Source organism: Flavobacterium sp. 123, from assembly GCF_003634825.1.
In the GTDB taxonomy this organism is placed as follows: Bacteria; Bacteroidota; Bacteroidia; order Flavobacteriales; family Flavobacteriaceae; genus Flavobacterium.
Genome location: NZ_RBXD01000001.1, coordinates 2,374,828 through 2,398,398 on the forward strand (window position 1 = coordinate 2,374,828; position 23,571 = coordinate 2,398,398).

General features: G+C 33.5%; 20 protein-coding genes and 1 tRNA gene. 7 read left to right on the forward strand and 14 right to left on the reverse strand.

What is annotated here, in order from left to right; all coding sequences use genetic code 11:
- The first annotated feature begins 49 nt into the window (after positions 1–49).
- The gene (locus C8C88_RS10505) at positions 50–247 is read left to right on the forward strand and encodes a hypothetical protein (RefSeq protein ID WP_121338076.1); all 198 of its coding nucleotides are present in this window, start codon (positions 50–52) and stop codon (positions 245–247) included.
- Between the two features lie 29 nt (positions 248–276).
- Here C8C88_RS10505 and C8C88_RS10510 read toward each other — a convergent pair whose 3' ends face one another.
- Positions 277–1,218: a LysR substrate-binding domain-containing protein gene (locus tag C8C88_RS10510; protein WP_121338077.1), complete on the reverse strand. Its 942-nt coding sequence runs from the start codon at positions 1,216–1,218 to the stop codon at positions 277–279.
- Positions 1,219–1,314: 96 nt separating this feature from the next.
- On the opposite strand from C8C88_RS10510, the gene C8C88_RS10515 reads away from it, so the two are divergent.
- Together C8C88_RS10515 and can are read left to right on the forward strand one after the other, a co-directional pair.
- Entirely contained in the window at positions 1,315–1,794 is a 480-nt protein-coding gene (locus C8C88_RS10515; RefSeq protein WP_121338078.1) for a Dps family protein, read from the forward strand.
- 113 nt (positions 1,795–1,907) lie between these two features.
- Positions 1,908–2,546, forward strand: coding sequence for a carbonate dehydratase (gene can / locus C8C88_RS10520; RefSeq protein ID WP_121338079.1), 639 nt, complete (start codon positions 1,908–1,910; stop codon positions 2,544–2,546).
- Between the two features lie 55 nt (positions 2,547–2,601).
- Here can and C8C88_RS10525 read toward each other — a convergent pair whose 3' ends face one another.
- From C8C88_RS10525 to C8C88_RS10580, 12 genes are all read right to left on the reverse strand, one after another.
- Positions 2,602–3,804, reverse strand: a complete 1,203-nt coding sequence (locus C8C88_RS10525; protein ID WP_121338080.1) for an LETM1-related biofilm-associated protein — start codon at positions 3,802–3,804, stop codon at positions 2,602–2,604.
- 115 nt (positions 3,805–3,919) lie between these two features.
- The gene (locus tag C8C88_RS10530) at positions 3,920–4,447 is read right to left on the reverse strand and encodes a superoxide dismutase family protein (RefSeq protein WP_121338081.1); all 528 of its coding nucleotides are present in this window, start codon (positions 4,445–4,447) and stop codon (positions 3,920–3,922) included.
- Between the two features lie 158 nt (positions 4,448–4,605).
- Positions 4,606–6,396, reverse strand: coding sequence for an acyl-CoA dehydrogenase family protein (locus C8C88_RS10535; protein ID WP_121338082.1), 1,791 nt, complete (start codon positions 6,394–6,396; stop codon positions 4,606–4,608).
- Positions 6,397–6,434: 38 nt separating this feature from the next.
- Positions 6,435–6,794, reverse strand: a complete 360-nt coding sequence (locus C8C88_RS10540; RefSeq protein ID WP_121338083.1) for a four helix bundle protein — start codon at positions 6,792–6,794, stop codon at positions 6,435–6,437.
- 32 nt (positions 6,795–6,826) lie between these two features.
- Complete coding sequence (locus C8C88_RS10545; protein ID WP_121338084.1) at positions 6,827–8,008, reverse strand: acetyl-CoA C-acyltransferase; 1,182 nt, start codon at positions 8,006–8,008, stop codon at positions 6,827–6,829.
- A gap of 80 nt (positions 8,009–8,088) precedes the next feature.
- A complete protein-coding gene (locus C8C88_RS10550) occupies positions 8,089–10,479 on the reverse strand; it encodes a 3-hydroxyacyl-CoA dehydrogenase/enoyl-CoA hydratase family protein (protein ID WP_121338085.1) in 2,391 nt (796 codons plus the stop codon).
- Entirely contained in the window at positions 10,463–10,921 is a 459-nt protein-coding gene (locus tag C8C88_RS10555; protein WP_121338086.1) for a MarR family winged helix-turn-helix transcriptional regulator, read from the reverse strand. The genes C8C88_RS10550 and C8C88_RS10555 overlap by 17 nt, the downstream gene beginning before the upstream one ends.
- A 130-nt stretch (positions 10,922–11,051) precedes the next feature.
- A complete protein-coding gene (locus tag C8C88_RS10560; protein WP_121338087.1) occupies positions 11,052–11,444 on the reverse strand; it encodes a hypothetical protein in 393 nt (130 codons plus the stop codon).
- Positions 11,445–11,537: 93 nt separating this feature from the next.
- Positions 11,538–12,590 carry a proline iminopeptidase-family hydrolase gene (locus tag C8C88_RS10565; protein WP_121338088.1) on the reverse strand — a complete coding sequence of 351 codons (1,053 nt, stop codon included), beginning with the start codon at positions 12,588–12,590 and terminating at the stop codon, positions 11,538–11,540.
- 16 nt (positions 12,591–12,606) lie between these two features.
- Positions 12,607–14,382: a long-chain fatty acid--CoA ligase gene (locus tag C8C88_RS10570; RefSeq protein ID WP_121338089.1), complete on the reverse strand. Its 1,776-nt coding sequence runs from the start codon at positions 14,380–14,382 to the stop codon at positions 12,607–12,609.
- A gap of 199 nt (positions 14,383–14,581) precedes the next feature.
- A complete protein-coding gene (gene purL / locus C8C88_RS10575) occupies positions 14,582–18,277 on the reverse strand; it encodes a phosphoribosylformylglycinamidine synthase (protein ID WP_121338090.1) in 3,696 nt (1,231 codons plus the stop codon).
- Positions 18,278–18,361: 84 nt separating this feature from the next.
- Positions 18,362–19,888: a hypothetical protein gene (locus tag C8C88_RS10580; protein WP_121338091.1), complete on the reverse strand. Its 1,527-nt coding sequence runs from the start codon at positions 19,886–19,888 to the stop codon at positions 18,362–18,364.
- A gap of 138 nt (positions 19,889–20,026) precedes the next feature.
- Between C8C88_RS10580 and C8C88_RS10585 the strand changes: the two genes are divergently transcribed.
- The 4 genes from C8C88_RS10585 to C8C88_RS10600 all read left to right on the forward strand — a co-directional run bounded on the left by C8C88_RS10585 (position 20,027) and on the right by C8C88_RS10600 (position 22,428).
- The gene (locus C8C88_RS10585) at positions 20,027–20,464 is read left to right on the forward strand and encodes a PaaI family thioesterase (RefSeq protein ID WP_121338092.1); all 438 of its coding nucleotides are present in this window, start codon (positions 20,027–20,029) and stop codon (positions 20,462–20,464) included.
- Positions 20,464–21,537: an isochorismate synthase gene (locus tag C8C88_RS10590; protein WP_121338093.1), complete on the forward strand. Its 1,074-nt coding sequence runs from the start codon at positions 20,464–20,466 to the stop codon at positions 21,535–21,537. The genes C8C88_RS10585 and C8C88_RS10590 overlap by 1 nt, the downstream gene beginning before the upstream one ends.
- Positions 21,538–21,562: 25 nt before the next feature.
- Positions 21,563–22,279 carry a bacillithiol biosynthesis deacetylase BshB1 gene (gene bshB1 / locus C8C88_RS10595; protein ID WP_121338094.1) on the forward strand — a complete coding sequence of 239 codons (717 nt, stop codon included), beginning with the start codon at positions 21,563–21,565 and terminating at the stop codon, positions 22,277–22,279.
- Positions 22,280–22,354: 75 nt separating this feature from the next.
- Positions 22,355–22,428 (forward strand) — tRNA-His (locus tag C8C88_RS10600).
- A gap of 108 nt (positions 22,429–22,536) precedes the next feature.
- Here C8C88_RS10600 and C8C88_RS10605 read toward each other — a convergent pair.
- On the reverse strand, positions 22,537–23,550 hold the full coding sequence (locus C8C88_RS10605) for a M28 family peptidase (protein WP_121338095.1): 1,014 nt from the start codon (positions 23,548–23,550) through the stop codon (positions 22,537–22,539).
- Positions 23,551–23,571: the final 21 nt, after the last annotated feature.

Below are 23,571 nucleotides of genomic sequence, written 5' to 3' on the forward strand. Positions count from 1 at the left end.
TTTACAACACGTTAAAATGAAAATCTAACCCCCAAAATCTTAATTAATTATGTCAAAAATCATGTTTGATTACACAAAATCGATTTTAGAAAGAGTAAGTTTTGACCCTATACTTTTTTGCAAAGAATTAGAAAAGGCCATCAAAACATTGTTGCCATATGAAATGGAACAATTACGAGAATGGTTGTTAAATTTCACTTTCGAAAAGCCGGAACTAAAACAATGTCTGATTATAGTTAACCAATAAAAAAAGGAACCAGTAAATGGTTCCTTTTTTTATTTCTTCTGAATTGGACTTATGATTTCTACATTTTGAAAAACGATTGCTCCTTTTATAACGCCAGCAATTGTTGTTCTTAATGCGTCAATGATATGGATTTTTAATTCGCTTTTAGGGAAAATCAAACTAACTTCTCTAGCGGGTTTAGGTTCCTTAAAATGACGAAGTTTCAGCTTGTCAGATTCTTTCAAATCTAAGGTATGAAGGTAGGGTAGTAGTGTAGTGCCTAAACCTTCATCAGCTAGTTTTATTAATGTTTCAAAACTACCACTTTCTATTTGGAAGTGATTGATTTCGTTTCGAGGATTGTTTTTACATAAATTTATAATCCCATCTCTAAAGCAATGTCCGTCTTGAAGTAACAGTATTTCATCTAGATTTAAATCCGACACTTCAATTTCTTCTTTCTGAAAAGTATGGTGGCTTTCTGGGATATAAGCTACAAAAGGTTCAAAATACAAAACAATTTCTTTGATTTTTTCTTCCATTAATGGTGTTGCTGCAATTGCCGCATCAAGATGTCCATTATTCAGTTTTGTAATAATTTCTTCAGTATTCAACTCTTCAATAATGAGTTTTACTTTTGGATATTTTTTTATGAAATTATTCAAAAACATAGGAAGTAATGTAGGCATAATGGTAGGAATAATTCCTAATCGGAATTCACCACCTATAAACCCTTTTTGTTGTTCTACAATGTCTTGAATACGATCTGCTTCATTTACAATATTCTTAGCTTGATTGACAATTTTTTGACCAATATCTGTTAGTTGTATTGGTTTTTTTGTTCTGTCAAATATTTGGATACTTAATTCTTCTTCTATTTTTTGAATTTGCATACTCAATGTAGGTTGCGTAACAAAGCATTTATCAGCAGCAAGAGTGAAATTTTTATGTTCGGCTACGGCCAAAACATATTTTAGTTGGGTAATTGTCATGTTTATAGTAATTTCTGATGCAAATATAAAAACAATCAATTTAATTTATAGTTTCTTTCTTCGTTTTCTTACTAAATTTGATTAAAATTTAAAGTCATGAAAACAAATCTAATAGGATTACCTGTAAAAGAATCAGAATTAATTGTGGTAGAATTGAATGTTTTACTATCTAATTTTCAAGTCTATTATCAAAATTTAAGAGGAATTCATTGGAACATTAGAGGCAAACGTTTCTTTGATTTGCATGTTAAATTTGAACAGTTATACAATGATTCACAACTGAAGATAGATATGATAGCTGAGCGTGTACTTACACTTGGCGGAAGACCCTTACATACTTTTGAAGATTATATTAAGTTCAATCAATTGACGGTAGGTAAGAATGTTTCCAATGACGAAAAAGCAATTCATTTGATTGTAGATTCATTATCCAAGTTGTTGAAAATAGAAAGAGAAATTTTAGAAAAAGCATCTGAAATAAATGATGAAGGTACGAATACGATGATTAGTGATTTTGTTTCGGAACAAGAAAAAACCATTTGGATGATGTGTGCCTGGTTAGAAGAAGAATTGTAACAATCGTATTAAAATACGTTAGAAATACGTTAAAATGTAAGTTGGATTTTTTGGAATAGATATAAATCAAATAATTTAGTTTTACATTTGAAAAAAATAAAACCCAGTATTGTATGAGTAGTGATTTTTATAAAAAAATATTAGATAATAATAAAAAATGGGTTGAAACATCTTTGGCTCTTGATCCTAATTATTTTCAAGATTTAGCCAAAAAACAAACGCCCCCTTTATTATGGATTGGTTGTTCGGATAGTAGAGTTCCGGCAAATGAAATTGTTGGTGCAAAACCAGGTGATGTTTTTGTGCATAGAAATATTGCTAACATGGTCGTGCATTCAGATATGAATATGCTAAGCGTTTTAGACTATGCTGTTAATGTTTTGAAGGTTAAACATGTTATTGTTTGTGGACATTATGGTTGTGGTGGTGTACAAGCCGCTATGAATAATCAATCAATAGGAATTATTGATAACTGGATTCGCCATATTAAAGATGTTTATCGTTTGCATCAATCCTACTTAGATTCTATTAAAGATGAGACAGAGCGGTTTAATGCTTTTGTAGAGGTAAATGTAAAAGAACAAGTATTTGATTTAGCCAAAACATCAATAGTACAGTCAGCTTGGAAAAACGGGCAGGATTTAACTTTGCACGGTTGGGCTTACGGTTTGAACTCTGGATTCGTTACGGATTTAGATGTAAACATAAGTTCAGATGTTGATTTAGATGAAGTTTATCAATTAAAATTTTAATTGAAAATTAATAAAAACAAAAAAACTGCTCTTGAGCAGTTTTTTTGTTTTTATATTAATCCTCTTTTTCAAGGTTTTCATTAAATGCGGATGGTAGTAATGTAGGGATGAATTTAATTAATATCGGTAATAATAAACTTCCTCCAGGAAGCAAAAAAATAGTTAAAGAAGGAATCGTTTTGCAAATATCTAATAATTGTTTTTTTACTTTCTTCTTTTCTTTCTCATCTAAATCTCTTCTGGTTGAATAAGCAAGTAAGAGCATCAATTCTTTACTTTGAACAATTTCTTTAACTAATCTGTTTTTGTTTCGGGAAACAAGCGTTACCACACTTTGAGTGGTTTGATCGTAAAAATGTTTTACAGGATTAGAATAGTTAAAATAAGGAATATCTTTTTTATGTTCTATGATGAAATCGTTTGTGTTTTTGATACTTTGGTTTACAAAGCTATCTGAAATTCCAATTGTTTCGGCTAATTTATGTAAAAAATAAGCCTCGTTATTTTCAATTACACCATCACTCCACAAAGCCATTCCTGCTATATCAATCAAATATTTTTTTTCAAGTTCATTTGTAAAATAATCCAATTGTAGGCTTTCTAAATTTTGAACGGAGTCTTTTGAAAATTTACTGTAGCGTATAGAAGCTTCAAAAAGTTTGATTAGTAAATCATCATACTGCGTTTTATTCGATTTTATTTTTAGTGCTAATGTGACAATATTTACAATAGTTTCCTCAATTTTTTTTAGGTATTTTTCAGGAATAGCTCCGTGTATTATATATTGACGAAAGGCAAGAACATCCATAAATAATAACGCATTTGTTACTAAATGCGAAAAGTTTTTACTGATGATACTGTCATTTGTTTGAACTCGTTCGTCAATGATTTTTTCTAAAGTCAGTGAAGGATTGTTTTTAGGAAGTATTTTTTTGAATAAGTTGAAACCTTCTGGATGCATTTGATTATAAAATGCCACAGTTTCAGAAATAAAATTTTCAGTATTGGTTTCTTTTTTTGTTAAAGCATAAACTCCAAATAATGTATTGAGCAGTGCTACTTTAGAAATTTCTTCTTTAAACCAGCCTTTTGTATTGATTGGTTTTTCAATTTCAAATGAAATTATATGACCATATATAAAACCGGTGTTTCTTACTTTGTCATAGAAAGAATCGGTAGTTTCATTTATCGCTTGTTCAGAAAACTTTTGTTTATAAAAAAATTTATCTATCCAGCCGGATGTTGATGGGTTAATCATTGCTTTGATTTGAAAGTACAAAGCTATGTTTTTTTGTGGTTTTCATATTAATTTAAAATTAAAAAAAAACCATCTCGCTTTTATTGTGAGATGGTTTTTCCTAAGAAAATAATTTCTATTTAATTATAGCAGAACAAGCTACTCTTGCGCCTGAATTTCCAGATGGTTGAGTAGTAAAATCATCAGCACCTTGATGAACAATTAATCCTTTTCCAAGAATATCTTTTGAGGCATCACCACATCCTATGCACCATTCATCTGTTGTTAGCGTTATAGTTCCATTCCCTTTTTCATCTGCTGTGAAGTTTCCTATATCGCCTTTGTGATATTCTCCAACTCCCCATTTTCCATGATTTTTAAAAGTTGGATTCCAATGTCCACCAGCCGAACTTCCATCTGCGGCTGTACAGTCTGATTTTTCATGAATATGGATAGCGTGAATACCTGGTTTTAAACCAGCTAATTTAGCAACAAAAGTTACTTTTCCTTTTTTCTCTACAAAAGTTGCGGTTCCAGAAACAGTGCTATTACTTTTTGATTCAAAAGCAATATTTAATTCTTTAGTGTCAGCTGATTTTGTATTCGTTTTGCATCCAATAATAATAGCAAAAACGACAGCGGTAGTGAGGATTATTTTTTTCATAAATATGTTTGGATTGATTATTTGTATAAAATTACATATAAATAAAATGTGTTTATTTAAAGTTGTCTTAAATCTTCATTCAAATTGAATTAAAAACCGCATCTATTCCTGATGAACAGATGCGGTCTTTTAAATTTTCATTAGGATTTCCCTTAATTTTAGAAGCAATATTCGTTTTCGGCTACTAATTTAGAAGTTATAATTTCTCTTAGCGCTACGATGTTTGGCATATTCGTATATTTAGTAAAACGACGTAATCCCATTAACATCATGCGTTGTTCATCACCTTCGGCAAATGAGATAATGCTTTCTTTTCCTTTTTGAGTTACTATATCAACAGCTTTGTATAAGTATAATTTCGCCATAGCAATTTGCTCTTGTACTTTAGCTTCGCCTTCTTTTTTAGCTAATTTTTCTGTTCTCAAAAGGGTTGATTCAGCCATGTAAATTTCAATCAAAATATCTGAAGCAGCCATTAGTAATTGTTGATGTGCATCTAAATCAGGACCGTATTTTTGAACAGCGCCACCAGCAACCATAAGAAATGCTTTTTTCAATTTACCAACCATTTCTTTTTCTTCTGCAAATAATTCTGAATAATCTGGAGTATCAAATGAAGGAATTCCCATTAATTCTTCTTGAACTTTTGAAGCTGGTCCTAATAAGTCAACATGACCTTTCATTGCTTTTTTGATTAGCATACCAACAGAAAGCATTCTGTTAATTTCATTAGTTCCTTCATAAATACGAGCAATTCTTGCGTCCCTCCAAGCACTTTCCATCGGAGTATCTTCTGAAAATCCCATACCTCCAAAAATCTGAATCCCTTCATCAGCACAATTTTGAACATCTTCAGAGACTGCTACTTTCAAAATGGAGCATTCGATAGCATATTCTTCAACTCCTTTTAATTCTGCTTCCTGATGTGTTGCGCCTTCTGCTTCTCTAATTGCAATTCGATCTTCAATATCTTTTGCAGCTCTGTATGAAGCACTTTCGCCAGCATAACAACTAGTTGCCATTTCGGCTAGTTTATATCGAATAGCACCAAACTGAGCGATTGGAGTATTAAATTGCATTCTTTCATTTGCATATTTTATTCCGCCAGTAGTTACTCTACGTTGAGCGTCAAGGCAAGCAGCTGCTAACTTGATACGTCCTACGTTCAGAGCATTCATGGCTATTTTGAAACCATTTCCTCTTTCAGAAAGCATGTTTTCAACAGGAATTTTTGTTTCATTGAAGAAAACTTGACGTGTTGAAGAGGCACGAATACCCAATTTATGCTCTTCTTCTCCCATTGAAATTCCATTGTCTGTAGTATTTTCTAGAATGAAACCAGTAATATTTTTATCATCACCAATACGAGCAAAAACAATAAACAACGAACAAAAACCTGCATTCGAAATCCACATTTTCTGACCTGTAATTTTGTAATGTGTTCCATCGTCTGATAAAACAGCTTTTGTCTTTCCTGAATTGGCATCAGATCCCGCACCTGGCTCTGTCAAGCAATAAGCACCAAACCATTCCCCTGAAGCTAATTTAGGTACGTATTTTTGTTTTTGTTCTTCTGTTCCATACAATGTGATTGGCATAGTTCCAATTCCAGTATGTGCTCCAAAAGCAGTTGAGAAAGAACCGGTTGCCCCCGAAATATAATCGCAAACAAGCATTGTTGAAACAAATCCCATTCCTAATCCACCATAAGCTTCAGGAACTGCCACTCCAAGAAGTCCAAGTTCCCCTGCTTTACGCATACTTTCCTCCGTAAAAGCGTAGTCTTTGTTTTCAAAACGATTTTTGTTTGGCCAAATTTCTTTGTCCACAAACTCTTTTACAGAGTCACGCATCATTAATTGCTCATCAGAAAAATCTTCTGGGGTGAAGATATCTTCGCATTTTGTTTCTTTTACAAGGAATTGACCTCCTCTAGTTTTGTCGCTCATGACTTTGTTATTTTAAATTTTGAATTATAAATTTTAAATTATTTTGTATTGTCTTCCTGTGAAGTTTTAATAATTTTTGTTATTATATTTAATATGTGTTCAATTTCAATCAAATAATTTGACATTGAAATTGTTGTCAGGTTGGATTTGTCTAATAAACGCAACCAATATTTTGTTTCTCTGGCTTCTTTTGAGGCAATTGACATTTTATTAATGAAATCTTTTCTTGATTGTGCAGCAATTGCTTCTTCAATATTAGCTCCAATACTTGTTGCAGATCTTAGTATTTGTTTTGAAATAATGAATTCATTTTCTTTTTTTAGCTGAGTAAAAAGATTCACTATTGATAATGCAAAATCAAAAGTTTTTATAGCAATTATATTTTCTTTTACACTCATCTAAAATTTAAAATTTATCATTTAAAATAAGTCTATAACAACTCGTATATCCCCGCTGAACCTTGCCCAGTTCCCACACACATACTTACAATTCCATATTTACTTCCTCTTCTTTTCATTTCATCAAATAATTGTACAGAAAGTTTAGCACCAGTACAACCCAGCGGATGGCCTAAAGCAATTGCTCCACCATTGACATTAATGATATCAGGATTTAGATTTAATTCGCGTGTAACGGCTAATGCTTGTGATGCAAATGCTTCATTTAATTCGATTAAATCAATATCATTCAAAGTTAAACCTGCTTGTTTTAAGGCTTTTGGAATTGCTTTTACCGGTCCAATTCCCATAATTCGTGGTTCTACTCCAGCCGAAGCAAAGTTTACCAAACGAGCAATAGGAGTGAGGTTCAATTCTTTGACCATTTCTTCACTCATAATTAAAACAAATGCGGCACCATCACTCATTTGAGAAGAATTTCCTGCTGTAACACTTCCGTCAGCAGCAAAAACAGGTCTTAAACCAGCTAATGCTTCTACAGATGTTCCTGCTCTTGGACCTTCATCTTTATTTACGATATAAGATTTGGATTCTTTCTTACCGTTTTCATTAATAAATGTTTGTTCAATTGTGATTGGAACAATTTGTTTGTCAAATTTACCTTCGGCTTGTGCTTTCAGGGCTTTCATATGTGAGTTGTAAGCAAATTCATCTTGATCTGCTCTTGAGATGTTGTATTGTTTGGCAACGGCCTCAGCTGTTAGCCCCATTCCCCAATAGTAATCCTCGTTACCTGCTTTTGCAACCGCATAATCAGGAGTAGGTTTGTATCCACCCATCGGAATAAAGCTCATGCTTTCAGCACCACCTGCAATGATACAATCAGCCATTCCAGATTGGATTTTAGCGGTTGCCATCCCAATTGTTTCTAATCCTGAAGCGCAATATCTATTTACAGTAACACCCGGCACATCTTCAATTTTTAATCCCATTAAGGAAATTAATCGTCCTATGTTTAACCCTTGTTCGGCTTCTGGCATCGCATTTCCAACCATGACATCGTCAATACGCTTTTTGTCAAAATCAGGCAATTCATTCATCATAAACGCAATGGTTTCTGCTGCTAATTCATCAGGACGTTTAAATCTGAACACCCCTTTTGGGGCTTTCCCCACGGCGGTTCTGTATGCTTTAACTATATAGGCTGTTTTCATGACTATTATTTTGAATTTTGAATTATAAATTTTAAATGAAGCTCATTCATACTTTATAATTCATAATTTATAATTAAAAATTAATTTCTTAACGGTTTCCCTTTGGTTAACATATATTGAATGCGTTCCAATGTTTTCCTTTCTGTGCAAAGAGATAAAAAAGCTTCGCGTTCAATGTCTAGTAAATATTGTTCCGATACTAATGTTGGTTCAGATAAATCGCCACCAGCCATAACATAAGCCAGTTTATTGGCTATTTTTTTGTCGTGTTCTGAGATGTATTTCCCAGCCTGCATTTGGTCGGTTCCTACTAAGAACATTCCTAAAGCTTGTTTCCCTAAAACTTTCACATCATTTCTGCGAATTGGTTGTGTGTAACCTGCTTCTGCCATTAATAAAGCGTGTTTTTTAGCTTCGGCAATTTGGCGGTCTTTATTAACAACAACTATATCTTTTCCGTGTTGTAGAATTCCTAAGTCAAAAGCTTCATGCGCTGATGTAGAAACTTTTGCCATAGCTACGGTTAAGAAATATTCTTGTAAAACATTTAATTCGACATCATTTTTTCGGAATAAATCGGATGCTCTCAACGTCATTTCTTTTGATCCTCCACCACCTGGAATTACACCAACTCCAAATTCGACTAATCCAATATAGGACTCGGCTGCTGCAACTACTTTGTCTGCATGTAAACTCATTTCGCAACCACCTCCTAATGTCATTCCGTGCGGAGCAACGATTACTGGAATTCCAGAATAACGTACGCGCATCATGGTATCTTGGAACATTTTGATAGCCATATTTAATTCGTCATATTCTTGTTCAACAGCCATCATAAATATCATTCCGATGTTTGCTCCAACAGAGAAATTAGCTCCTTGATTCCCTATTACTAAACCTTGATGTTCTTTTTCGGCTAAATCAATGGCTTTGTTGATGGCTTGCAAAACATCACCACCAATGGTATTCATTTTAGATTGGAATTCTAAATTCAAAATTCCGTCTCCTAAATCTTGAATAATAGCACCACTATTTCCCCATACTTTTTTAGTTTCACGAATGTTGTTCAGAATAATAAACGCATCTTGTCCGGGAACTTTGGTTTGCGATTTTGTTGGGATATTGTAGAAAAAAGTGGCTCCTTCTTTAACAGAATAAAAACTAGAACTTCCTGAAGCTAACATATCATTCACCCAAGCGGCAGGCTCAAGACCTTCGGCTTTCATAATTTCAATTCCTTTTGCGACACCAATTGCATCCCAAATTTCGAATGGGCCATTTTCCCAGCCGAAACCTGCCTTCATCGCATCATCAATTTTGTATAATTCATCCGAAATTTCAGGTACTCTATTAGAAACATAGGCAAACATTCCGGCAAAGCTTTTTCTGTAAAATTCACCAGCTTTATCCGTTCCTTTTACTAAAACCTTAAAACGATTAATAGGTTTGTCAATGGTTTTTGTTAATTCTAAAGTAGCAAACGAAGCTTTTTTGGCAGGACGATATTCTAAAGTGTTCAAATCCAAAGACAAGATATCCTTATCTACTTTTTTATAAAAGCCTTGACCAGTTTTGCTTCCTAACCATTTATTTTCCATCATTTTTGTGATGAAATCAGGTAGTTTGAATAGCTCGTGAGCTTCGTCATTTGGACAGTTTTCGTAGATTCCGTTCGCAACATGCACTAAAGTGTCTAATCCAACAACATCAACGGTTCTGAAAGTTGCTGATTTTGGTCTTCCAATAACTGGCCCAGTCAGCTTATCTACTTCTTCAATGGTTAATCCCATTTCTTTGACCAAATGAAACAAACTTTGGATTCCAAAAATTCCAATTCTATTCCCGATAAATGCAGGAGTATCTTTTGCCACTACCGAAGTTTTACCTAAGAATTTGGAACCATAATCAGTAAGGAAATCTAGAACTTCAATTGCAGTTTGTGGTCCAGGAATGATTTCAAATAATTTCAAATAGCGTGCAGGATTAAAAAAGTGTGTCCCACAAAAATGTTTTTGAAAATCTTCAGATCTTCCTTCACTCATAAAATGAATTGGAATTCCTGAGGTGTTTGAAGTAACCAAAGTACCTGGTTTTCTGAATTTTTCTATTTGTTCAAAAACTGTTTTTTTAATATCTAAACGCTCCACAACAACTTCAATAATCCAGTCGACAGCGGCAATTTTAGCCATATCATCCGTAGTATTTCCTGTTGTTATCCTATTAGCAAACTTTTGATTGTAGATAGGTGAAGGCTTTGATTTCAATGAATTGGCTAAATGCTCATTCACTAATCGGTTTCTAACAATTTTGCTTTCTAAGGTCAATCCTTTTTTTATTTCAGCTTCAGTAAGCTCTCTAGGGGCAATATCCAAGAGTAATACTTCAACTCCAATATTAGCAAAATGGCACGCAATTCCAGAACCCATGATTCCGGATCCGATTATTGCAACTTTTTTAACTGTGCGTTTCATTTTCTGATTGATTAAATATATTTTTGTCTTGAATTAATTCATTGATGATTTCAGCTACTTCAATAAAATGCTGAAGTTTCTCATCTGTTATATGTTGTTTGACAGTTTCATTGAATTTTAAAACAGTGTTCTTTGATAATTCTCTTTTTTCTTTACCAAATTCCGTAAGGTATATAAGCACACCTCGACCATCAAAAGGATTTTTCTTTCGTAATATTAATCCTTTTTCTTCCATCGATTTTAAAGTTCTCGTAAGGCTGGTTGCTTCCATTCCCATTTTTGGTCCTAATGAAGTTGAAGGTGTTCCTTTTTCCTTATCCATGCTTAATAACGCAAACCCTGTCGCCATGGTTGCTCCGTATTTAGCGGCTTCTTCGTTATACATTCTTGAGACTGCTTGCCAAGTTGCTCTCAATATGTAATCAATTGTTTTATCTTTCATAATTAACTATATCGATTTCAAATATAATAAAAAAATACTATGCATGCATAATATTTTTTTGATTTTTAAGTAAATAAGTAAAAAAAAACTCTTCTGCTTAAGAAGAGCTTTCTGAGGAGGTTTATATTCTTTATTTTATTTTCCCACTGACTAATGCTATGGTAGAGCCAACTATTGCAGACATTACAACTGTTATTGCAGTGTCTAAAGCCATTAATTGGATGTTGAGTTCATCCATTGTTTTCATTGAATTTGCAAAAAAAGAAAAATATAAAGCTATAAATAATCCAATGATTGCACCCGAGCTTAGACCTGTTTTCCAATTTGAAATGTGTGCCCATTTTATAAAAATATAAGACAATAAAAATCCGAAAGTCATGCATCCTAGAAAGATAAGCAACATGTTTTCGGTGCCATTTGAAGGAAATGAATCTTTAAATAGGATTCCGTAAAATAACCACCCTAAAATAAATTCAATAAATCCTCCTGCAATTCCTGAAATCACAAAGTTTTTTACATTCATAATTTTATATTTTATTGGTTAACGAAATAAAAGTATAAAAAATAAATGTAAGACGCTGTTTTTTAGGCGTTTAATTTTTTTCAAGTAAATCAATTATTTTTTATTGAAAGTACCATTATCAACATCTTTTAAAAAGGTAATCAATCCTTTAAAATAGGTTTTCTGATCATCATATTGTGAAAGATGGCTTCCGTTTGGACAGAATAAGAATCGTCCGTTTTGCACTTCGTTAGCAATCCATTTCATGTGCTCTGGATCCATAGTGTCGTATTTTGAACCGATGCTAAGTGTTGGAACTGATAATGTTTTCAATCTAGCTTTTACATCCCAATTTTTTAGAGAAGCATTTCCTGTAATACCAAATTCGCTATGCCCTTGCATGAACACATATACACTAGGATTTATGTGTTTGAAACATCTATTTATTGATTCTGGCCATTCTTCAAGAGGTTTTCTAAGAATGTGTTCCGTATAATAATATTTAAAAAGTAGTTCGCTGTATTTTGGATTATCAAAATCATTATTTTTCTCAATATCCTGAAGTTGTTTTAAAATTTTTGGATTCATTTGTGGTCCAAGAACTTTTTGAGCATAGGCATTGTATTCAGGAATACTGGCCATCATATTTGAAATTATCAAGCCTTTTAAATTCTTTTGGTATTTCAATGCATATTCCATGGCAAGAATTCCTCCCCAGGATTGTCCTAGCAAATAAAAATTTGAACGATCACAACCTAAAGCGATTCGAACTTGTTCCACTTCCTCAACAAAACGTTCATTAGTCCACAAACTATTGTCATTAGGCTGGTCACTGTAATAGGAACCTAGTTGATCGTAATAGATGTATTCAATACTTTCATTAGGCAAATATCCATCGAAACATTCGTAAAGTTCGTGTGTAAGTCCTGGTCCACCATGAAGTAATAAAACTTTAATTTTAGGGTTATTCCCAACTGTTTTTGTCCAAACTTTAAAGGTTCCTTTTGGAGTTTTTATAGGAATCATTTTGATACCCCCAGTAAATTGATCATCACGTTTTGAAAAGTCTAAATACCCTTCTTTTACAGTATTATTATTTGATTTTTCTTGACAATTAGAAAATAATAAAAGGGCTACTATTGCGAAAATTAAAGTATTTAGTTTCATATCGTTTTTTTAGATGCTAGCTATAAATTTTATGGAATAAATCAATGTATTTTTCCATTATAATTTTTCGTCTAAGTTTAAGAGTAGGGGTTAGCTGTCCACCTTCAATAGACCAAATATCAGGAGTTAATTCAAAGCGTTTTATTTTTTCCCAGTTACCAAATTTATCATTTAGTTTATCGACTTCTTCCTGAATACGCTCAATTACTTTTGCATTTGAAACGATTTCCTCATTAGTTGTTCCAATTTCTATTGAATGAATTTTTGCCCATTCTTTGATAAATTCAAAACTTGGTTGAATAAAAGCGGCAGGCATTTTTTGGCCATCACCAATAACCATGATTTGTTCAATAAAACGAGATTGTTTCATGGTGTTTTCTATTAACTGAGGTGCAATATATTTTCCACCAGAGGTTTTGAACATTTCTTTTTTACGATCGGTAATTTTAAGAAAACCTTCTGCATCAATTTCGCCGATGTCCCCAGTATGGAAATAACCATTTTCAAGAACATCGTTGGTCAGTTTTTCATCTTTGAAATAGCCCATCATTACATTTGGACCTTTGCACAAAATTTCTCCGTCTTCGGCTATTTTTACTTCTACACCAGCAATAACTTTTCCGACAGTGCCAACTTTAAATCCTTTATTTCTCATGTCATTTACTGAAATCACTGGAGAAGTCTCGGTTAAACCGTATCCTTCCATTACGGGTATTTCAGCTGCAGCAAATATGCGAGCCAGTCGAGTTTGTAAGGCAGCACTTCCTGAAACCATTAAATCTAAATTGCCACCTAAACCTTCTTTCCATTTGCTGAAAATAAGTTTTCGGGCAATTTTAAGTTGGAATTCGTACCAAAAACCATTCGCGCCATAAGGTTCATATCGTAATCCTAAATCAATAGCCCAAAAGAAAAGTTTCTTTTTGATGCCAGTCAATTCACTTCCTTTGGAGTAGATTTTGTCATATACTTTCTCAAGAAGTCTTGGTACAGCAGTAATTACCGTTGGTTTTACTTCTTTTATATTATCACTTATTTTATCAATAGATTCTCCAAAATAAACCGAAACACCATAATATTGATATAAATACAATATCATTCTTTCGAAAATATGACAAATAGGAAGAAAACTCAGAGCACGACTTTTTCCTGCTTCAAAAGGAATACGTGACGCACTATTAATCACATTTGAAACAATATTACGATGCGAAAGCATTACGCCTTTTGGTTTCCCAGTTGTACCAGATGTATATATAATTGTTGCTAAATCTTCTGAATGCACCTTGTTTTTGCGTTCTTCAACTAAATGCTGATTACTTTCATCTTCTCCTAACTGTAGCAACTCATTCCAGTTTTTGCAACCTTGAATTTCGTTGAAGGAATAAACCTCTTTTAGATTAGGAACTTTATATCGAATTAGATTTACTTTTCGAAGTACTTCCTCATCAGAAACAAAGCAATAAATTGAACCAGAATGATTTAGAATATATTCATAATCATCTTCAGAAATTGTTGGGTAAATAGGAACCGTTTGAGCGCCAGTTTGCAACGCACCAATATCCATAATATTCCATTCGGTTCTATTATTAGTAGAAATGATGGCAATTTTATCGTCTTTTTCAATTCCCATTCGCAATAGCGCTCTTGACACAGCATTAGCTTTGGCTATATATTCCTCAGTTGATGTTTTAACCCAAACGTCATTTTGCTTTGTAACCAAAGCATCAGGAATTGAGACATATTTTTCCTGTTGATAATAAGGGAAATCAAAAAGGCGAGTGATATTTGTCATTGTGAAAGGTTGAATTTTATCGCAAATTAAATAAAAATTAATAATATTTTTTCTTTTTGAGAAATTAAATCAAAAAATAGAATCCTTATAATTCGAAATTTACGAAATCGTTTTCTTGAAATGTTTTTTGTAACCTATATTTTAATGAAAAAGCGCACTCAAATAGAGTGCGCTTTTATAATATTTGGATTTATTTTGCTTAGTGTTTGTCAATCCATTTTTTGGCATTTACAAAGGCTTCATGCCAAGGAGAAACTTCATCATTTCTATCTTTTGGATAATGTGCCCAGTTCCATTGGAATGTAGAACGCTCAATATGTGGCATCATAACTAAATGGCGACCTGTTTTATCGCATAGCATTGCAGTGTTATAATCAGAACCATTAGGGTTTGCAGGATATCCTTCATACCCATATTTAGATACAATGTTGTAGTTTTCTTCCGCCATTGGTAAGTTAAATTTACCTTCACCATGCGAAACCCAAACGCCTAATGTACTTCCTGCTAATGAAGATAACATTACAGATTTGTTTTCTTGAATGGTTACTGAAGTAAAAATACTTTCGTGTTTATGACTATCATTATGAAGCATTTTACCATGCACCTCATGCTCAGGATTAATCAATTCTAATTCCATGAATAATTGACATCCATTACAAATTCCAACAGATAAAGTATCTTCTCTTTTGAAGAAATTATCTAAAGCAGTTTTTGCTTTTTGGTTGTATAAAAATGCTCCAGCCCAACCTTTGGCTGAACCTAAAACATCTGAATTTGAGAATCCACCAACCGCTCCAATAAATTGAATGTCCTCTAATGTTTCGCGTCCTGAAATCAAATCAGTCATGTGAACATCTTTTACATCAAATCCTGCTAAGTACATTGCATTAGCCATTTCACGCTCAGAATTACTTCCTTTTTCACGAATAATAGCGGCTTTTGGTCTCTCGACTTCGCTCGAGATGACAGGAGCTTTTCCTGTAAAATGCGTTGGAAAAGTATAGTTTAAAACTTGGTTTTTATAGTTGTCGAAACGCGCTTTAGCGGTTCCGTTTTTAGCTTGTTTTTGATCTAACAAGAAAGAAGTTTTAAACCAGATATCTCTGTATTTGGCAATGTCTAATTGGCAAGGGCCAAAGTTCAAAGTAGCTTCGGTAGTAACTGATCCTAATTTGTAGAAAGTAACACCGTTTTGTTTCAATTTGTTTTCAACAATGCTATCCTCTTTCGCTTGGAAAACAACCGCAATATTTTCTGCAAAAAGATATTTGATAATGTCTTTTTCTTCAAATCCCGAAGCTTCGGGAGAGAAATCTATTTTAGCACCCAAATTTATATCTGCAAAACACATTTCTAATAAAGTTGTGATTAAACCACCACTTCCTATGTCATGTCCTGCAAGGATATTGTTTTCTAAAATTAATTCTTGAATGGTATTGAAGGCTTTTTTGAAGAAAGCAGCATCTTTAATAGTTGGCGTTTCATTTCCAATAGTATTCAGAATTTGTGCAAACGAAGAACCACCTAATTTAAAGTCGTCTTGTGACAAATTGATATAATAAATAGAACCACCATCTCTTTGTAAAACAGGTTCAACTACTTTTCGAATATCTGTACAGTTTCCGCCAGCAGAAATAATAACCGTTCCCGGAGCAATTACTTCGTCGTTAGGATATTTTTGTTTCATCGAAAGCGAATCTTTTCCTGTTGGGATATTGATTCCTAATTCGATAGCAAAGTCTGAACAACCTTCAACAGCAGCGTATAAACGAGCGTCTTCACCTTCGTTTTTACAAGCCCACATCCAGTTTGCTGATAATGAAATACCTTTCAATCCGTCTTTTATTGGAGCCCAAACAATGTTTGATAATGATTCGGCAATAGCATTTCTGCTTCCTGCAACTGGATCAATCAAAGCTGATATAGGAGCGTGCCCAATAGAAGTTGCAATACCTTCTTTACCTAAATAATCTAAGGCCATCACACCACAATTGTTCAATGGTAATTGCAATGGTCCAGCACATTGTTGTTTAGCAACTTTTCCGCCTACACAACGGTCCACTTTATTGGTTAACCAGTCTTTACAAGCTACAGCTTCTAATTGTAATACTTGCTCTAAGTAAGTCGAAATATTTTTTATGCTATATTCTAAACCACCATAATTGTAATTGATGGTCGTGTCAGTCATTATTGTTTTTGGTGAACTTCCAAAGAAATCTTCCAAGGCGTAATCCATTGGTTTTAATCCAGTAGATTTTGATTCGAAAGTAAAACGATGATCGCCAGTTACATCACCAACTTGGTACATTGGAGCACGTTCTCTATCCGCAATTCGTTGTAAAACGTCGATATCTTTTTTACCAATAACTAATCCCATTCTTTCTTGTGATTCGTTACCGATGATTTCTTTTGCTGAAAGCGTAGGATCGCCCACAGGTAGTTTGTCTAAATCAATTAAACCTCCTGTTTCTTCTACTAATTCCGAAAGACAATTTAGGTGTCCGCCTGCACCATGATCGTGAATAGAAACAATAGGATTGTTATCACTTTCTACTAAACCACGAATAGCATTAGCAGCACGTTTTTGCATTTCTGGGTTTGAACGTTGAACAGCGTTTAATTCAATTCCTGAACCAAAAGCTCCTGTGTCTGCTGATGAAACTGCAGCGCCGCCCATTCCAATTCTATAATTTTCACCACCTAGAATTACGATTTTATCGCCTTCTTGTGGTTTATGTTTGATGGCTTGATCTAATTTTCCGTAACCAATTCCACCCGCTTGCATGATTACTTTATCATAACCAATTTTGCGATTGTTTTCTTCGTGTTCAAAAGTAAGAAGAGAACCGGTAATCAAAGGTTGTCCAAATTTGTTTCCAAAATCAGAAGCTCCGTTTGAAGCCTTGATTAAAATATCCATCGGAGTTTGATACAACCATTTTCTTTCTTCCATTCCTTTTTCCCAAGGTTTGTCATCCGGAGCGGAGTCGAAGGACAAACGAGAATATGAAGTCATGTAAACTGCTGTTCCTGCTAAAGGCAATGAACCTTGTCCTCCTGCTAAACGGTCGCGAATTTCTCCTCCAGATCCTGTTGCAGCACCATTGAATGGCTCTACTGTTGTTGGGAAATTGTGTGTTTCTGCTTTTAATGAAATAACAGAATCAAATTCTTTTATTTCGTAAAAATCTGGTTTGTCTGCTGTTTTAGGAGCAAATTGTTGCACTTTAGGCCCTTTTACAAAAGCCACATTGTCTTTGTAAGCAGATACAATATCGTTAGGGTTTTCTTGCGAAGTTTTCTTTATTAATTTAAATAATGAAGTTTCTTTTTCTTCTCCATCAATCACAAAAGTTCCGTTGAAAATTTTGTGACGGCAGTGTTCTGAATTGGCTTGTGAAAAAGCAAAAATTTCAGAATCGGTTAATTTTCTACCTAATTTAGTAGCTAAATCATCTAAATATTTTACTTCTTCAGGACTTAATGACAATCCTTCGGTTTTATTATATGCAGCGATATCGTCAATATTCAAGATAGGTTCTGGTTGAATATTGATGGTGAAAATAGCTTGATTTAATTCACTGTATTTTTGATAAAGCATCGGATCAAAATCAGAAGCATCCCAGTCAACTCTATGGAATTCTTCGATACGAATGATTCCTGAAATCCCCATATTTTGGGTAATTTCCACCGCATTGGTACTCCATGGCGTAATCATTGTGGCGCGAGGACCAACAAAAAAATCCGTTAATACGGATTTTTCAATTTTATTTGAATTGGCAAAAAGCCAGTTAAGTTTTGAAATGTCTTGAGCCGAAATTTCTCCCGAAACTTCGGGATTATTTGTTTGAACTGCAAAAACAGTTTTGCTTTGGTTTTCAAAGAAATGAATCATTGTTATTTGGTTTGTTGTATTGCGATGCAAATTTAGTTTAAATAAATAGTTCGAGCAAGAATCGAAAGCAAAGACTTTTAAAAATTATTTCACAAAAGTTTTACTTTGATAGGCGCCCAAATCTGGAGGCAAAGATCTGGTATTTCCTAAAATGTCCAAAGGGATTAAATAGTCTGAATTTCCTTTTGCGAAAGCGGCAGAAGTATCGTCAATATTTAATTTATTAGCATTAATGTTTTGGAAACCAGGGTTTTTGTTTAAAATTATATTTTTGTAATGTGTAGCATCAGTTTCAAATTGATAATCTGAATTTGAACTGGATGAGTTAGAAGCTACATCAAATTTCAGTAAACAATTATTGAATTTGTAGTTAAATTGTGCGTCTGATTTTTTGTTCAAAACCATTTCGTTAGCATAAGAACCGTGAATAATACAGTTATTAAAAGTGGCCTCCGTTAAATTTTTAGCTTCGGGATTGGCTCCCAACATGAAGTTGCTGAGGGAAAGTGCTACCTGTGATGCGCTATTCCAATTGTTATTAAAAGTACAATGGGTAAAATTATAATTTCCACCATAGATGCAAGCTAAACTCGCTTTTCCGGCTTTATTGATTGCTAGGTTTTCTCCATTTATCAGCGCATTTTGGGCTAATATTCCATAATTAGTACAATTGTAAACTTGTGTGTTTTTTATGTTTACGATTGTCCCATCATTGTTTTCAATAAATAAACCAATAGTAGCATTTTTAATCGTAAGGTGGTTTATGCTGTTATTCGTACTTCCTTCAGTAAGCCAAATAGTTCCCCATTGTCCTGGAGCATCCGAAAAATCAGGTTCTAGTCGATCTCCTTCAAATACCACTTCGTTTTCCATTTTATCAGTCAAAGAAGTAGTTCCATTTACTTTTAAAGAAGCCGCATTGTCTACAATTATCCCAGAATCACTATGAAAATAAACTTTTGAACCAGCATCAAAAACGGCAGTTTTTCCTGAAGGAACTGCTGCGTAACCGTAAATAACATAAGGTTTTTTATTTGTAAAATGTAGTTCATTGCCGTTTATAGGATCATTTTCGTCTAAGTAAAATCCTTTAATTTCTTTTTCATCGATTGGAAGCGTTTCAGTAGTTCCGTCTTCAAATTGTTTTGGATAAAGAAAAACAGCATCTTGTATAAGTGTAACCAGTTCTACTTTTTGAAGATTCTCGCCACTATCAAACTCGATTTGGTCTGTATATAAAAAATCAGTTGGATTTGCATCGGATATACCTGCGGTAGTTTCAATAAAAATATATAAACTGTCCTTGGCTAAAAGCGTTACATCATTAAATATTTTTCCGTCTGTGCCTTGTCTTCCGTCAACGGTTATTCTATATTTTGAACTTAATCCTTTTCCTAGTTTTATAGTTGGGATATTGATGTCTTTTTTGCTACGATTATAGATTTTTAGATTATAAGTACTAGAGCTAATAGTTGTGAAAACAGTATCTAGATAAATTGTGTCTTTTGAAAACACTAAATCTCCTGTGCTTGGAAATGTTTCAAAATCAGATCGGCAAGAACCCAAAATGAGAAGTATTCCAATAAAAAAAAGTAAAGTTATGGATCGCATTTAGGTGTATTTTTGGTAAAAATAAGGAAAATCTCATTTGGTTAAGAATTGATTTTGAAAATTGAATTAGAATAACATTTGTATTTCCTGTTTTGTAACTTATCTTTTATTTAATTTTACACTTTCAAAGTAAAAAATATGACATTCGACAAAGAAAAAATCCTTAAATATTGCAATAAGGTTTCTGAAAACACTTTAATGCGAACCTTAAATATCGAATATGTAGATGCGGGCGAAGATTTTTTAGTAGCAACAATGCCTGTAAATCCATCTGTACATCAGCCTATGGGATTATTACATGGCGGAGCTTCTGTAGCTTTAGCGGAAAGTGTTGGTAGTGCTGCATCAATGTTGTATGTAAATCATGAACACAGCGAGGTTCGAGGGATAGAAATTGCAGCAAACCATTTGAAAGCAAAACGCGACGGAATTGTTACGGCAACCGCTAAAATAATTCATAAAGGCAAAAGTATTCATCTCTGGGAAATCCGAATTACAGATGAAAACGGTAGTTTAATTTCGCTTTGTAAACTTACAAATATGGTTTTACCTAAAAGAAAATCGGAAGATAAATAATGAAACAACTTTTAGATAAAGTCAAAAATCAATTTGCAGAAAGTCTTCCTTTTGTAGTGTATTGCAAACCTAATTCGGATACAATTACGGGTTTGTTTCAGTTGGATGCAAATTTATATTCTGTAGAAAATTTTAACGAAAAAGGATTTGTATTTGCCTCTTTTGATGGAAATCAAATTTGTTTAATTCCAGAAAAGCATTCCGAAAAAGTATCTTTTGGGTTTGATAAAAAGGACATTTTTTTTTCTGAAGAAGAATTTAATGCTCCTGATGAAACTGCCAAAAACAAATTTGAAACTTTAGTTTCAGAAGGAATTCAAGCCATAAAAAATGAGCAATTCAAGAAAGTAGTTTTATCAAGAAAAGAAGTAGTTAATCTATCAGATTTTGATTTGGGAACCGTTTTTGAAAAATTAGTTCAACTGTATCCAACAACTTTCGTATACTGTTTTTTTCATCCAAAGTTAGGGATGTGGATGGGAGCAACACCAGAACAATTAGTACAATCCCAAAATAAAAATATCAAAACTATAGCTTTAGCTGGAACTAAAAAAAGTACTGGTGCAGAAGTAGTTATATGGGGAAATAAAGAAGTGATAGAACAGCAATTTGTTACAGATTATATTGTAAAAAAATTAGAAAATGTTGCTGATGAAGTTTTTGTATCTAAACCATACAGCATTCAGGCAGGAAGTATTTGGCATATAAAAACAGATATTTCGGGAGTTTTAAATTCAGATTCAAACCTACAACAAGTAGTTTGTTTATTGCATCCAACTCCTGCGGTTTGTGGTTTTCCAAAAGAAAATTCTAAAGCTTTTATTTTGAAAAACGAAAAATACAATAGGAGTTTTTATACGGGATATTTAGGCGAATTGAATAGTGTTTTAGAAACCAATTCAGACTGTTCAGATTTGTTTGTAAATTTGCGTTGTATGCAAATTGAATTTGGAGAAGGACAAGTTGCAAAAGCACATTTGTATATGGGATGCGGAATTACAAAAGATAGTATTCCTGAAAAAGAATGGGAGGAAAGTGTCAATAAATCGATGACGATGAAAAAGGCTTTGTAGTCATAAATAACAAAAATTGAAATACATGAAATTAGATATATTAGCTTTTGGAGCACATCCAGATGATGTTGAATTAGGTTGCGCAGGAACTATTTTAAAAGAGATTTCTTTAGGAAAAAAAGTAGGGGTAGTAGACTTGACTAGAGGAGAATTAGGAACTAGAGGTTCTGCTGAAATTAGAGATCGAGAAGCAGATGCAGCTGGAAAAATTTTAGGGCTTTCAGTTCGAGAGAATTTGAGTTTTAGAGATAGTTTTTTTGTAAATGATGAAAAACATCAATTAGAAATCATAAAAATGATTCGTAAGTATCAACCTGAAATTGTTTTATGTAATGCTATTGATGACCGTCATATTGATCATGAAAAAGGCAGTAAATTAGTTTCGGATGCTTGTTTTTTATCTGGATTAAGGAAAATAGAAACTAGTGTTGATGGAAAAAACCAATCTGCTTGGAGACCAAAAGTGGTGTACCATTATATTCAATGGAAAAATATTGAACCTGATTTTGTCGTTGATATAACGGGGTTTACAGAAAAGAAAATAGAAGCTATTTTAGCCTATAGGTCACAATTTTATGATGCAAATTCGAATGAGCCAGAATCACCTATAACGAGTAAAAACTTCTTAGAAAGTTTAAATTATCGTGCGCAGGATTTAGGAAGACTTATTGGCACAGAATATGGAGAAGGTTTTACAGCAGAAAGATATTTGGCAGTCAATAGTTTAGGAGATTTGATATAATTTTGCTATATTTTTTTTAAAAAAATCTTTGCAGAAGTAAACAATTGTTCTATATTTGCAACCGCTAAGCAAATGGTGGTTGTAGCTCAGCTGGTTAGAGCATCGGTTTGTGGTACCGAGGGTCGCCGGTTCGAACCCGGTCATCCACCCAAAAGGCAAAAGCCTCGAAGAAATTCGAGGCTTTTTTTGTGGGCTGAACTAAACAAAAAAAGAGCCTTGAAATTTCAAGGCTCTTTTTTATAAATTTCAAATTAAGTTTATTTTTTATCGACAACAGGTCGTTCTAATCTGTTGGCTAGCTCCCAGGCTGTTGCAAAAGCAAATTGAGCTCTTTTAGCTAAGGCATCGTATTCAATTTTATCGGCGCTATCCGTTGCTTTATGATAATCAGCGTGAACACCATTGAAAAGGAAAACAGAAGGAATGCCATTTTTCGCAAAATTGTAATGGTCTGAACGCTCATAAAATCGGTTTGGATCTTTCGGATCATTGTATTTATAATCTAAATCTAGATGCGTGTATTTAGCGTTTGCTATGGTACAAATATTGTCTAAATCAGTTGACAACCGATTCGCACCAATCACATAGACATAATTATTACTTGCTGCATGCGCTTCATCTCGACGTCCAATCATATCAATATTGATGTCAGTAATAGTATTTGCAATTGGAAATAAAGGATTTTCAGAATAGAATCTAGAACCGTGCAATCCGTGTTCTTCACCAGTTACGTGAAGAAAAAGAATGGAGCGTTTAGGACCGTGACCTTCTTTTTTGGCTATTTCAAATGCTTGGGCAATTTCTAATAAGGCAACTGTACCAGAACCATCATCATCAGCACCATTATAAACTTCATTATCTTTTGTTCCTACGTGATCGTAATGTGCCGAAATAACAAGTATTTCGTTTGGTTTTTCCGAACCTTCAATGAAGGCCCAAATGTTCTCTGAATCACCTAATTTTTCTCCGTATTTTTTGTTTAAATAAGAAGCAGGAATTGGCTGATAATAAGTTGTAGCTCCTTTTGGAAAAGGAATATTATTTTTTTTGTACTGATTGATTAGATAAACGCCAGCTTTCTTTTGACCAACAGAACCCGTTTCGCGGCCTTCCATGGAATCTGCGGCAACAATATATAGGTGTGTTTTTAAATCTTCAGCAGTAATCGTGTTTAGGTATTTTAAAGGACTTACAGTTTCGGTATAGTTCTTTTGTGAAGAACAACTGATGTTTAGGATTACGAGTATGCTTAATAGTGCAATTTTTTTCATTTGAAAATTTTATAGAATGGA